The organism is Fluviicola sp. (genome assembly GCF_030151805.1).
Classification (GTDB): Bacteria; Bacteroidota; Bacteroidia; order Flavobacteriales_D; family Crocinitomicaceae; genus Fluviicola.
Genome location: NZ_JASLCN010000467.1, coordinates 1 through 12289, shown reverse-complemented (window position 1 = coordinate 12289; position 12289 = coordinate 1). Strand labels below are relative to the sequence as shown.

General features: G+C 41.6%; 13 protein-coding genes. 6 read left to right on the top strand and 7 right to left on the bottom strand.

The genetic code is table 11. The features are described from left to right. From Q1V93_RS17765 to Q1V93_RS17745, 5 genes are all read left to right on the top strand, one after another. A partial coding sequence (locus Q1V93_RS17765; RefSeq protein ID WP_300666513.1) for an alpha/beta fold hydrolase occupies positions 1-693 on the top strand: 693 nt, incomplete at its 5' end. 105 nt (positions 694-798) lie between these two features. Beyond that, entirely contained in the window at positions 799-3480 is a 2682-nt protein-coding gene (locus Q1V93_RS17760; RefSeq protein WP_300666511.1) for an MMPL family transporter, read from the top strand. Between the two features lie 3 nt (positions 3481-3483). After that, entirely contained in the window at positions 3484-4347 is an 864-nt protein-coding gene (rfbA, locus tag Q1V93_RS17755) for a glucose-1-phosphate thymidylyltransferase RfbA (RefSeq protein ID WP_300666510.1), read from the top strand. After that, complete coding sequence (locus tag Q1V93_RS17750) at positions 4347-5315, top strand: polyprenyl synthetase family protein (protein ID WP_300666509.1); 969 nt, start codon at positions 4347-4349, stop codon at positions 5313-5315. The genes rfbA and Q1V93_RS17750 overlap by 1 nt, the downstream gene beginning before the upstream one ends. A 53-nt stretch (positions 5316-5368) precedes the next feature. Continuing rightward, a complete protein-coding gene (locus Q1V93_RS17745) occupies positions 5369-5782 on the top strand; it encodes a hypothetical protein (protein ID WP_300666508.1) in 414 nt (137 codons plus the stop codon). Positions 5783-5788: 6 nt separating this feature from the next. Here the strand turns inward: Q1V93_RS17745 and Q1V93_RS17740 are convergent, their stop codons facing one another. From Q1V93_RS17740 to Q1V93_RS17710, 7 genes are all read right to left on the bottom strand, one after another. Then, positions 5789-6475 carry a lycopene cyclase domain-containing protein gene (locus Q1V93_RS17740; RefSeq protein WP_300666507.1) on the bottom strand — a complete coding sequence of 229 codons (687 nt, stop codon included), beginning with the start codon at positions 6473-6475 and terminating at the stop codon, positions 5789-5791. Continuing rightward, the gene (locus Q1V93_RS17735; protein WP_300666506.1) at positions 6472-6957 is read right to left on the bottom strand and encodes a sterol desaturase family protein; all 486 of its coding nucleotides are present in this window, start codon (positions 6955-6957) and stop codon (positions 6472-6474) included. Before Q1V93_RS17735 ends, Q1V93_RS17740 begins: the two co-directional genes overlap by 4 nt. Next, positions 6954-7580, bottom strand: coding sequence for a carotenoid biosynthesis protein (locus tag Q1V93_RS17730; protein ID WP_300666505.1), 627 nt, complete (start codon positions 7578-7580; stop codon positions 6954-6956). The genes Q1V93_RS17735 and Q1V93_RS17730 overlap by 4 nt, the downstream gene beginning before the upstream one ends. A 4-nt stretch (positions 7581-7584) precedes the next feature. After that, a complete protein-coding gene (locus tag Q1V93_RS17725) occupies positions 7585-9774 on the bottom strand; it encodes a tetratricopeptide repeat protein (protein WP_300666504.1) in 2190 nt (729 codons plus the stop codon). A 196-nt stretch (positions 9775-9970) separates the two neighbouring features. Further along, positions 9971-11152: a GTPase HflX gene (gene hflX, locus Q1V93_RS17720; protein ID WP_300666503.1), complete on the bottom strand. Its 1182-nt coding sequence runs from the start codon at positions 11150-11152 to the stop codon at positions 9971-9973. A 4-nt stretch (positions 11153-11156) separates the two neighbouring features. Then, positions 11157-11498: a cytochrome c gene (locus Q1V93_RS17715; protein WP_300666502.1), complete on the bottom strand. Its 342-nt coding sequence runs from the start codon at positions 11496-11498 to the stop codon at positions 11157-11159. Next, positions 11489-11926, bottom strand: coding sequence for a hypothetical protein (locus Q1V93_RS17710; RefSeq protein ID WP_300666501.1), 438 nt, complete (start codon positions 11924-11926; stop codon positions 11489-11491). The genes Q1V93_RS17715 and Q1V93_RS17710 overlap by 10 nt, the downstream gene beginning before the upstream one ends. Before the next feature lie 114 nt (positions 11927-12040). On the opposite strand from Q1V93_RS17710, the gene Q1V93_RS17705 reads away from it, so the two are divergent. Beyond that, positions 12041-12289 (top strand): hypothetical protein (locus Q1V93_RS17705; RefSeq protein WP_300666500.1); only part of this gene is annotated, 249 nt, incomplete at its 3' end.

Below are 12289 nucleotides of genomic sequence, written 5' to 3'. Positions count from 1 at the left end.
TATCCTGCATTGCTTTACTGCCAGGGAGGACCTCAAAGTCCTGTTTCACAATATTTCTCTTACCGCTTGAACTTCCGTTTAAAGGCATCACAAGGCTATATCGTGATTGCTCCGAACCGCAGAGGTCTTCCGGGATTCGGGCAGGAGTGGAACGATGCAATTTCAAAAGATTGGGGCGGACAAGCCATGCGCGACTACTTAACAGCTGTTGACAGTTGTGTGGCACAAATTCCTGCAATCAACAAAGACAAGCTGGGAGCTGTCGGCGCAAGCTACGGAGGTTATTCCGTTTATTACCTTGCCGGAATTCACGAAAACCGCTTCAAGGCATTTATCTCGCACTGCGGATTGTTTAACCTTGAAAGCTGGTATGGAACTACAGAAGAATTGTTCTTTGCAAACTGGGATATCGGAGGACCTTACTGGCTTCCTGAAAACAAGGAATTGTATGCGAAAAACAGTCCTCACCGATTGGTCGACAAATGGAATACTCCAATGTTGGTGATTCACGGAGGAAAAGATTTCAGAGTTCCTGAGTCGGAAGGAATGCAGGCATTTCAAGTGCTTCAGCTAAAAGGAATTCCAAGTAAATTCCTTTATTTCCCGGACGAAGGTCACTGGGTAACCAAGCCGCAAAACAGCATGTTGTGGAACAGAGAGTTCTTCGACTGGCTAAACACCTATTTAAAGTAGGAAGAAGCACTGCTTCTAATAACAGACAAGCGTTAGCGCAGATAAATAACACGAAAACAGATCCGTTAATCCGGTCTGACTAAAATTAAAAAAAAACAAAGAGGTATGTGGAATAGAATTGCCAATATCATTCTGAGAAATCGTTTCATCATTCTTGCCATCATGGCACTTCTGACAGTTCTGTTGGGATATTATGCTCTGACAGGATTGAAAATAGACAACAAGTATGGAAACATGCTTCCAAAGGATAGCCCGACACAGATTACTTATCTGAAGTTCAAAAAAATGTTCGGGGAAGATGGATCCGCGCTGGTTATTGCGATTCAGGATAAAGACCTGTATACCAAAGAAAAATTCCTTTTATGGAAAAACCTGGGTGACTCGATTCTTCAGATTGATGGAGTTACCTCTGTAATTTCGGAAGCAAAATTATTCAACCTGATCAACGATACTGCAAACAGTCAGTTTACCATCAAGCCGATTTTCTCCGATGTTTCTTTCAAGGAGAAATCCATTCAGCAAATCAAAAATGAAATTCGCAGAAACCCGATTTACAATGGCGTTCTTTACAACGATTCTACCAATGTAAGCTTGATGATGGTGAGCCTGGACGAAAGCTTCCTGGTTGACAAAGAGAAACAAAAAGTAGTCATCGAGATTGAAAACCTGGCAAAATCCTACGAGAAGGAATTCAACAAAGTTCACTTTGCCGGACTTCCTCATATGCGTGTACTGATCGGTAAACGTGTCATGAGTGAAATGTACATTTTTGTGATCCTTTCCTTATTGATTTCTTTCGGAATCATGTATTTCTTCTTCCGCTCTGTGCGGGTAACACTCATCAGTCTCGTCGTCGTTGCAATTACGGTGATTTGGGCAATGGGAACTATCGGGCTCTTCCAATACAACATTTCCATTATCATGGCGCTCATTCCGCCACTGATGATCGTGATCGGGATTCCGAACTGTATTTACCTGTTCAACAAATACCATTTCGAATTCCGTCTGCATCAGAATAAGATCAAAGCCCTGGCGCAAACAATCCGGAAAACAGGAACTGCTATGTGGCTTACCAATGTGACTACAGCGATCGGTTTCATGACGTTCTTGTTTACAAATTCTACCAAATTCTTTGAATTCGGGGTTATTTCTTCCCTGAATATCATGTTGTGTTACGTCGTTTCTCTTTGTTTGATCCCGATTTTTGCATCGTTCTCCAAGCAGCCGAAAATGAGACACCTCAAGCATCTTGACAGAAAAGCTGCTGTTCGATTCCTTGAAAAACTGGTTTACATTACTGCGCATCGCAGAAGAACCGTTTATATCATCACCATTATCCTGACAATCGGAACGGGAGTTGGAATTTTCTTCATCAAAGTAACCGGGAACATTACGGGTGACCTTCCGGCGAAGGACCCGATTCTGAAAGACATTCAATTCATGGAAGCAAACTTCGGAGGAGCGGTTCCGTTTGAAGTGCTGATCAATTACAAGGAAAGAGGACGTTTGTTCGGGAAAAATACCATGCAAAGTGTGGAACAGGTTCAGGACATGCTGAATAAAGACACCTTGTTCGCAAAAAGTCTTTCCATTGTAGATTTCGTGAAAGTTGTCAATATGGCTTATTACAACAACAACCCGGAACAATACAAAATCTTCGCTACGAAAGACAAACTCCGTTTGAATGCATACCTGAAGAACTTGTCTACGACGACGAATAACAGTACTTTCTCAATCAAAGAACTTGTAGACACAACGAATCACATTCTGCGCGTGCGGACTTCCATGAAAGACTTGGGATCGTACGAGGTAGAAGACGAAGTACATTTGATTCAGAAGCGTATCGACAGTATTATGAATCCTGACAAACCACAATTGGAGAGTTACTATTCCAATGTGAAGAAAGGAAAATTGGGATACATTGATTCTATTTTCGATTTGTCGAGTGGTGTTTACAACAATGTCACCGCTTTGATTTCTAACGGAAATGATGAAAAACAATATGCTTTCGACTCCGATCCGGAATTGGTTCGCACCTATTTCACCAAACCGGACTTTAAGAAAACACTTCGAAAAGCAATTGATAACGAATATTACGATGTAACACTTACCGGAACTTCCGTAGTGGCATCCGAAGGAACAAAATACCTGGTAAGTAACCTCACTCAGGATATTATCATTGCGGTATTCTCCATTGCTGCATTAATGTGCGTACTCTTCTACTCTTTCCGCATGGTGATTGTGTCGATGATTCCAAACCTGATCCCGATGGTAACTACTGCCGGAATCATGGGAGCATTCGGAATTCCGTTGAAACCTTCAACCTTATTGATCTTCTCTATCGCATTGGGGATTACCGTCGATAATACCATTCACTTCCTGGCCCATTACCGACACGAGCTCAAGCTAAAGAAATGGGATTTGAAGGAATGTGTCGCAATTTCAATCCGTGAAACCGGTTTGAGTATTATTTACACTTCCGTGATCCTGTTCTTCGGATTCATCGTATTCGTGTTCTCTGATTTCGGAGGAACACAGGCTTTGGGATACTTATCAGCGATTACTTATTTTGTGGCGCTCTTCACCAACCTGATTCTTTTACCTTGTTTATTGTTAAGCTACGAACGCAGATTAACAACCAAATCGTTCGAAGAACCACTTTTCGAAATTTACGACGAGGATTCAGATATCAACTGGGACTTGCTGGAGATCGAAAAAGCGGAGAATAAAAACATCGGATCCGCTCCGGATTCAGAAGATGAGTCAAACGACAAAAAGGAAGATTAAACAATGAAAGGAATCATTCTCGCAGGAGGCTCAGGAACCAGGCTTCACCCTTTGACATTGGCAATCAGTAAGCAGTTAATGCCTATTTATGACAAGCCGATGATTTATTACCCGCTGTCGATTTTAATGACTGCAGGTATCCGGGAAATTCTGATTATCTCCACTCCGCATGATTTACCGCAATTCAAGAAATTACTTGGAGACGGTAGCCAGCTGGGATGTACGTTTTCCTATGCCGAACAGCCGGAACCCAATGGTCTCGCACAAGCTTTCGTCATCGGAGAATCCTTTATCGGAAATGATTCCGTAGCTCTTATTTTGGGCGATAACATCTTTTACGGTGTCGGAATGGATGAATTACTGAAAGAAAACGTTTCTCCCGAGGGAGGAGTTGTTTATGCTTATCATGTGAGTGATCCGGAACGTTACGGAGTAGTGGAATTTGATGAGGTGATGCATGTCATTTCCATCGAAGAAAAGCCTAAAAATCCGAAATCAAATTATGCGGTCCCGGGGTTGTATTTCTACGACAACAGCGTTATTGAAATTGCTAAAAACCTGAAACCTTCCGCAAGAGGTGAATACGAAATCACGGATGTCAATGCCGAATATCTGAAAAGAGGCAAATTGAAAGTGGCTATTCTGAGCAGAGGAACTGCATGGCTGGATACAGGAACATTCCCTTCGCTGATGCAGGCCGGACAGTTTGTTCAGGTGATTGAAGAACGCCAGGGCTTAAAAGTAGGTTGTATCGAAGAAATTGCTTACAGAAACGGATTCATCAACGGAGAACAATTAAGAACTATTGCCCAACCTTTGGTAAAAAGCGGTTATGGAACTTATTTATTGCAATTGCTGAATAAATAATGAAGGAATTTAGCGAGTACATTCAATTCATTGAAGAAGAAATAGCAGGGATCAATCTGGATAAAGATCCCCAAAAGCTGTTCAATCCATTGAAATATTTTCTCTCGCTTGGAGGAAAAAGAATCCGCCCGATGTTGACCATCCTGGGAGGAAACATTTTTCAGATTCCAAAGGAAGAAAGTATTCATGCGGCACTTTGTATCGAGTTGTTTCATAATTTTTCACTGGTTCATGACGATATTATGGACGCAGCTCCGGTTCGCAGGGGAAAAGCAACCATTCATACCAAATGGAATCCAAGCGTTGCGATTCTTTCGGGAGATGTGCTTTTTGTTGAAGCGTACCAACAACTGGAAAAATATACGGATTCACGACTTCCGCTTTTACTGAAACGATTCAATGAAACCGCGGTTGAAGTATGTGAAGGACAGCAATTAGATATGGATTACGAATCCCGAAACGATGTGACGGAAGCGGAATACATCACAATGATTCGTTTGAAAACCTCTGTTCTCTTAGGCTGCGCCTTAGAATTCGGAGCCATTCTTGCCAATCAAAATGAAGAAACGCGTGCCCGTTTGTATGAATTCGGGGTTTCTCTCGGAATTGCCTTCCAGATTCAGGATGATATCCTGGACTTATACGGCGATCCGGAATCGTTCGGAAAACGGGTCGGAGGAGATATTTTAGCGAACAAGCAAACCTTGCTTTTCATTCATGCGCGAAATGTAGCTGATTCAACGCACCAGAAGGCTTTCAAAACTCTTTTGGAAATGGAAGCAGACTCAGCTAAAATTGATTTCGCGAAACGGTTGTTCCAGGAGAACGGAACTTTGGCGCACGCAAAAGAAAAAATGTCGGAATACTATCAGCTGGCAATGGAGAATCTGAACAAACTGGAAAATGATTCTTTCCCGGTTGGAAAACTTCACATATTGGCGAAGAATTTAATGGTTCGCATCAATTAATGTTTTCCCACTCAATTATTTATCCCTACATTTAATTACAGAAAATTTATTTTATGAGAATTACAACCTTTACTTTCGCCGGTCTTTTAACCGGTGCACTTCTATTCTCTTCCTGTAACAAATATCCCGACGGACCAGGTTTTTCCATGCTTTCAAAAAAAGATCGCGTGGAGGGTGAGTGGGATTTGCAGGAAACAGATCACGCAGACGGCACGGTTACTTATGACACTTCCGCCGATATTATGAAGCTTACCGATGACATGGAATGTATCTATCAGTCTGGAGTGATAACCATTACAGGAAGCTGGGAATTTGCTGAGAAAAAAGAAAAAGTACGTATTTTGGTATCGGGTTATTTCAGTAAACTATACACTATCCGCAGGCTGAAAAGCAAAGAATTGTGGTTGATGGACGATGCCAATAGCGATGTTTTGAAATTCAAGAACAGAGAAAAAGACAGCGATTAGAAGAAACTAGTTCTTTTGTTTCTTCGATAAAACCTCGTGAATTAAAACGATGGGTAAAAGCATACTCAGATTGTAGTAAATGTCTTCCAAAGGAATGGTACCGATCCGGATTCCGGTAATGTGATTTTCCGAATACCAGACAATCGGTTCAGGAGTGGCAAACCCGGTCAGAATTCCGTTCACAATCAAAAAAGGAATCAAACAGATTATAAATGCAAGAGCGAAATGGTTGAACCACTTCGCTCTTGCTCTGAAATGGATTCCGATCACCAATAAAACGGATAACGAGCAAGCCGTCAGCGTATACCAGTTGCGGAGATAACAAATCGTCAGAAGCAAGCCGGAAAGAACCATCAGAAACGCAAAAGCTCTTCCCAGCAGGTCTAATTTCAAATCCGGGAGATAACCCTTCACGACTTCATAAACAAAGAGACAGGCATAGGGAACCACCAAAAAGAACAGTACTTCTTCCAAAGGCAGTCGAAACAAATAAATTCCCTGAACATAATGTTCGTTGAATCCCCAAATCCGATGTTCCGTGAAATAGTTGTCCCCCAACAAAAAGAATATTCCAACTGCGAATATTGCCGGAAAAACCGTCTTCCAATGCGTGTAAAAGTGAATTTTCTTATCAAAACTCAATAATAAAGGGAAAATGATCGTTCCGAGGATAATCCAAAGGTATAAACTCATTTAGCCGTTTGATTTTGTTTGTATGCCTTCCTGGATTCGAGGTAATACTTCATGGGCACGATGAGTAATCCGAAACATTCTCCGTCTTCTTTACCAACATGTTTGTGGTGCATTTTATGTGCGCGGCGAATTGCGAGAAAATACGGTGTATTGATTTCACGAATCCATTTGAATCTGCGGTGAATAAACACATCGTGCAGCAGGAAATACGTGAATCCGTAAGCCATGATTCCGAATCCCATCCAAACAAAAGCGTGTTGCTTATACATCAACCCAAGCATGATTCCAAGCCAGCTGGGAATGGCAAAGATGAGAAAAAAAACATCGTTTCGCTCGAAAAAACCAGATTTTCCCTGGTGATGGTCCCTGTGGAAATACCACATGAATCCGTGCATCACAAACTTATGCGCAGACCATGCAGCCAGTTCTGTCAGAAAAAATGCTGCAATCAGAAAAAGTATACCTGACCAAGTTGGAATCATCTGTTTAAAATTGCAAAAAAAAGCACAATTATCCCAAACAATCCGAGACTTACTTTATTTGTCTCCACTGTTTTTCTATTCAAAACCCAATAACTGAACAAGATGGAAAAAATCATCCAGCAAACGTAGTTGTAAACAGGAATACGGTCATTTTCCCACCACCAGAATCCGGATTTCACCGCAACAGGCTCCATCAGCCAATCCAATGCGGTCATCAGTGCTCCTGCAACAATCGCTTTCAAAAGTAGCGGGATCTTCCATTTAGTAACAATCGCACTGGCACTAAAAGTCAGTAAAACCCAGTTCAAACCGATAATTAAAGGTACTTCATCCAGCTTAAAACCTAAAACAGAACCGTAATGATAGGTTCCGAACAAATACGAAGTATGAATTCCAATCCACTCAATCGTATAACCTGCAAGTGCTATCAGGAAAAAATCCACATGTTTTTTGAGCGAAAGATCTTTGAATGATAAGTAAAGACAGCCAAATGACAGCAATAAATTGAAAGGTGTCAAGTTCAGAAAAGATGCCCGAAAACTGGTATGTAAACCGATCACTCCGACCGAATAAAAAACAATTAAAATCAATAACAGAATATTCTGTCTTTTGGTCAGCACCATAAATCTAGATTAGTTTAACTCCAAATACACACACATCATCCACCTGGTCCAGGTTTCCCTTCCACGCTGCGAAATGATTTTTCAGCAGATTGCTTTGATCACTGATTTTCTTTGCAGAAATTTCTACCAGGTAAGCATTGAGATTTGCCAGTTTTAGCTTCTTTCCCCTCTCTCCGCCAAACTGATCGGCATAACCATCCGTGTAAGCAAACAAAGTATCTCCTGATTCGGTTTCTATGGAATAGGTTTGAAAGTCTTCCATGATATCACTTTTTCCCACCGGCATTTTATCCGCCGGAAACTTGATTAGTTCCCCGTTCCGGACAATGACCGGTGTATTATAAGCCGCAGCATAAGTCAGCGTACGCTTATTTTCGTCAAAACAAAACAAGATTCCATCCATCCCGTCTTTTGCACCGTCGTGGGAAATTGATTCGACCAAACGACTGCGGACGTGATTGAAAATCTGTCCGGGTTCCTCTATTCCCAACTGATTGATCGCTTCACTTAGAAAAGTAATGTTCAAAGCACTCATGAATGCTCCCGGAACACCATGTCCGGTACTGTCGCAAATTGCCAGGTAGAATTTATTATTCCGTTTGGTTGCCCAGTAAAAATCCCCCGAAACAATGTCTTTCGGACGAAAGAAAATATAGGAATCGGGTAATGCTTCCTGCAGCAATTTCTTTTGAACCAATAAGGACTCCTGAATCCGTTTTGCATAATGAATCGAATCCAGGATTTCCGTTTGTTTTTCGATAATCAGCGACTTCTGGGTTTCAATTTCTTCATTCTGTTGATTCAGCAAAGCATTTGCTTTTTTCTTTTGCTGATTCGATTTAAAACTGATTCCCAAAGAAATCACAATCAACCCTCCGATTAAAAACAAGCCCAGAATCAGGTTGTTTTTGCGTTCGTTTTCAGCAGAAATCCGTTGATTGGTTTGTTTCGAAAGCGCCAGATCCTGTTCTTTCCGATCGAGTTCATTCAGGGAATTCAAGGTCGCGATTTGATTCGTTACCGCTTCCAGATCCATTTTCTCTTTCAATGAATTGGCTGTTTCGAAATATTCCAGTGCTTTCTTGTAATCTCCCGATTTTTGAAGGATTTCAGAAAGTGTTCTGTAAGTTCTCACCTGGGCATTCAAATCTTCCGTATCCTGAAATGCATCCAAAGCCGTTTCTGCATGTTTGATCGCCAGAGCGGTTTTACCCATCGACTGATAAATCGTTGCTTTCGTTAGCTGAACTTCCGCATAATCCAGTAAATCGGCTTCCCGGTCCGACATTTTCTCTGCCATTTCCGCAGCTTCCAAAGCTTTATCATACTGTTTCGTATCAGCCAGGTAATTCGCTTGTGCATGGTAATACGACAACCAGACATCTTCTTCATCCAGTTTCAATGCCACTTTTTTGAGCTCGGCAAGCATTTTCTTTGCCTTGTCTAACTGTTTGGTATAACGGTAATCCAGCGTAAGGTTGAAGAGGATTGTTTCCAACGTTCTGTAATTGTCAGAAGCTTCCATTTTCTCTTTCGCGATGAGGTGATATTTAATCGCTTGAGCATACATCTGCCGTTCGTGGTAAACAGTCGCCAGATTCAGGTACAAACGCCCCTCCTGCTCGTCGTTTTGAATGCGTTTGTTCAACTCCAAACCTTCTTTGAACGCATTCACCGCCTGATCATACAAACCAACTGCTTTGTAGGCTACACCGAGATTCGTATAAAGCACCAACGCATTTTCATCGTCCTTTAGTTTTTTGGCAATATCAATCGACTTCTGATAATTTTTCAAAGCCTGCGCATAATTTCCCTTCTCGAAATACACGGAGCCCAGGTTTGAATACGCACCAACCAACTTGTATTCCTGGTGATATTTTATGCGGAGTCCGATCAATTCCTCATACGTGCGGATTGCTTCCGGGTATTGCGAATTCAGCCGGTAATAAATTCCAAGTGTGTTTTTAGCATCCATAATTCCGTTCGGATATTGCTTCTTTTGAGCCAGATTCAATCCTTTTTGAAGGTAGAAATAAGTAGAATCGAGCGAGTAATCCAGGTACGTCCACGCTATTTCGTTGTATTGAAAAACGCGCATGGTATCGGAAGAAACGGGTTTCAGAAGGGAATACTTTAAACTGTCCAGATATGGTGTCTGACCATAAACCAGAGAGCAAGCAAACAGGGCTGACACAAAAATCCAACTTCGCATAGTCGAAGATACCAATTTTCAAAAAGTTACAGCGCAAATTTTTACTTCCTGCCGGCAAACATCAACCGAAAGGTTCATTCAACTCTAAAGTTGAAAAGGTTCAAAAGTGCAAATGTTCAAAGAGTTTAAAATCAAAATTGAACTATTGAACTATTGAACTATTGAACTATTGAACAATCTAATACAAGAAGTTATTAAACGGATAACGAATTGCAAAAATGCGCTTGATTTCGGAATACATGGTTTCTTTCAATTCTTCCACATTCTCTTTATCCGTAGCTGAAATAAACACACACTTGGTTGCCGGAAGGCGGTTCATCCATGTTTTTTTCAACTCTTCCAGCGTCATATTCGACCCCTTTTCGTTTTCGGGATTGTATTTGTAAGCGTCGATTTTATTGAAGACCAAAATCACCGGTTTATCTTTGTTATCCAGTTCTGCCAGCGTTTCGCTTACTACGTGAATCTGATCTTCGAAATTCGGGTGGGAAATATCTACCACGTGAATCAGCAAATCAGCTTCGCGCACCTCATCCAACGTGGATTTAAAGGATTCGACCAACTGATGAGGCAATTTTCGGATAAATCCTACGGTATCTGTCAGAAGGAACGGTAAGTTTTCAATCACCACTTTCCGAACGGTTGTATCGAGTGTTGCAAACAATTTGTTTTCCGCAAACACTTCCGATTTACTCAACAGGTTCATCATCGTACTTTTTCCAACGTTGGTATATCCAACCAAAGCTACTCTGACCAATTGCCCGCGGTTACTACGCTGAACCGACATTTGCTTGTCAATTTCCTTCAGTTTTTCCTTCAGAAGGGCAATCCGCATTTGAATAATCCGTCTGTCGGTTTCGATCTGGGATTCTCCCGGACCACGCAAACCAATTCCCCCTTTCTGACGCTCCAGGTGAGTCCAAAGTCGTTTCAAACGTGGAAGCATGTATTGCATTTGCGCCAGTTCCACCTGCGTTTTCGCATGGGAAGTTCGGGCTCTGGAAGCAAAAATATCGAGAATCAGAATGTTTCGATCCAGGATCTTGCATTCGAGTTCTCTTTCAATATTTCGCAATTGCGAAGGTGAAAGCTCATCATCAAAGATGACAAGCTCCACTCCATTTTCTTTAATATATTCCTTGATTTCTTCCAGCTTTCCCGTTCCCACAAAGGTTCTCGGGTTTGCCATCGGAAGTTTCTGTACAAATCGTTTAACCGCTGTTGCACCGGCAGTTTCTGCCAGGAATTCCAATTCATCCAAATATTCCTGAGCCTGGTCGTCCGTAACAGATGATGTAATAATTCCAACAAGTACGCAGGTTTCTTCAACTGCATCAACTAATACGTGACCTTCACTCATATGCCTATTTTCGTAAATTTTGAACGAATTTTACCAATCCTTTAATTTCGGGTGTGCTCAACATCTCTTCGTAAGGCATCATCCCTTTGTCATTTCCTTTTCGAATAGTGTGCTCAACTGTCTTTTCATCCATTTTGCTAATGGACAAATCTGCTGCATTCGATGCTTTCAATGTGCCGTCGGGTCCGTGGCAGGAAGCACAGTTGAGCGTATAAACAGCTCTTGCATCCTCCAGGGAAATCGGTTCATTGGAAACAGGTTTGGTTGTTGCTTCCGCTGGAGTTTCTCCACAACCTGCCAAAAGTAAACAACCAGTTATTCCGAGTAAAGCAATTCTTAAAACCATGATCCTCCCAATGCTGTTCTGAATGGCCACGGAATTCCCGCAAAAATCACAATCAACACAATCGTATACCAAATCAGAATGGTTTTATGTTTTTTCGCCGGGTCCAATGCTTTTTCCGCTTTCTTTCTTCCGATTGTAGCCAAGGTTACAGCCAGAACCATCAACAAAACATGCTCCAATCCGAAAAAGCGATACTGCGGGTTTTTCATCCAGCCTTCAGCATATGAAATTTTCCCGCTGATAAAAGCAAGTACAATTCCAATTGTAATCTGAATATGCAGCATGACCATAGCAAACAAGTTCAGCATCTTGTCGCCTTTTTCGTACTTACCGCTTCTCAATTTCAATATGGCATTCACAATTGCGAAAACCAATAAAGCCAGGGCTAGCCAACGCAAGCCGGAATGTGCGTGTTTTAATGCATCCATAATAAGAAAGTTTTGGCAAAATTACCGAAAAAAGACCTCATTCCTTCACCAAATCACTTATTTCCGCAGAGAATCATTATTTTTCAGCCCTTAAAACCAGAAGTTACCAAAAAAATGATTCGTTATATACTTGCCCTCTTGTTTCCATTGAGTGTATTCAGTCAGGCAGAACAACCTCAAAACGGAGTGAAAGCTCCTGATCAGAATTCATTTGTTCTTACAAATGTCACGATTCTGATCTCACCTGATAAAACCATTGAAAACGGAACCATTACCGTTCGAAACGGAAAGATTGTTTCAGTAGAAAAGTTCTCTCTGACAACTCCGAAGGATCTGGTTGTCATTGACGGAAATCACGCCGTT

What these genes read in the sequence shown, in the direction of transcription:
- Q1V93_RS17760 (WP_300666511.1), top strand. Translation starts at nt 799, where the DNA reads ATGTGGAATAGAATTGCCAATATCATTCTGAGAAATCGTTTCATCATT.
- Q1V93_RS17730 (WP_300666505.1), bottom strand. Translation starts at nt 7,580, where the DNA reads ATGGTGCTGACCAAAAGACAGAATATTCTGTTATTGATTTTAATTGTT.
- Q1V93_RS17740 (WP_300666507.1), bottom strand. Translation starts at nt 6,475, where the DNA reads ATGAGTTTATACCTTTGGATTATCCTCGGAACGATCATTTTCCCTTTA.
- Q1V93_RS17710 (WP_300666501.1), bottom strand. Translation starts at nt 11,926, where the DNA reads ATGGATGCATTAAAACACGCACATTCCGGCTTGCGTTGGCTAGCCCTG.
- hflX (WP_300666503.1), bottom strand. Translation starts at nt 11,152, where the DNA reads ATGAGTGAAGGTCACGTATTAGTTGATGCAGTTGAAGAAACCTGCGTA.
- Q1V93_RS17750 (WP_300666509.1), top strand. Translation starts at nt 4,347, where the DNA reads ATGAAGGAATTTAGCGAGTACATTCAATTCATTGAAGAAGAAATAGCA.
- rfbA (WP_300666510.1), top strand. Translation starts at nt 3,484, where the DNA reads ATGAAAGGAATCATTCTCGCAGGAGGCTCAGGAACCAGGCTTCACCCT.
- Q1V93_RS17745 (WP_300666508.1), top strand. Translation starts at nt 5,369, where the DNA reads ATGAGAATTACAACCTTTACTTTCGCCGGTCTTTTAACCGGTGCACTT.
- Q1V93_RS17735 (WP_300666506.1), bottom strand. Translation starts at nt 6,957, where the DNA reads ATGATTCCAACTTGGTCAGGTATACTTTTTCTGATTGCAGCATTTTTT.
- Q1V93_RS17715 (WP_300666502.1), bottom strand. Translation starts at nt 11,498, where the DNA reads ATGGTTTTAAGAATTGCTTTACTCGGAATAACTGGTTGTTTACTTTTG.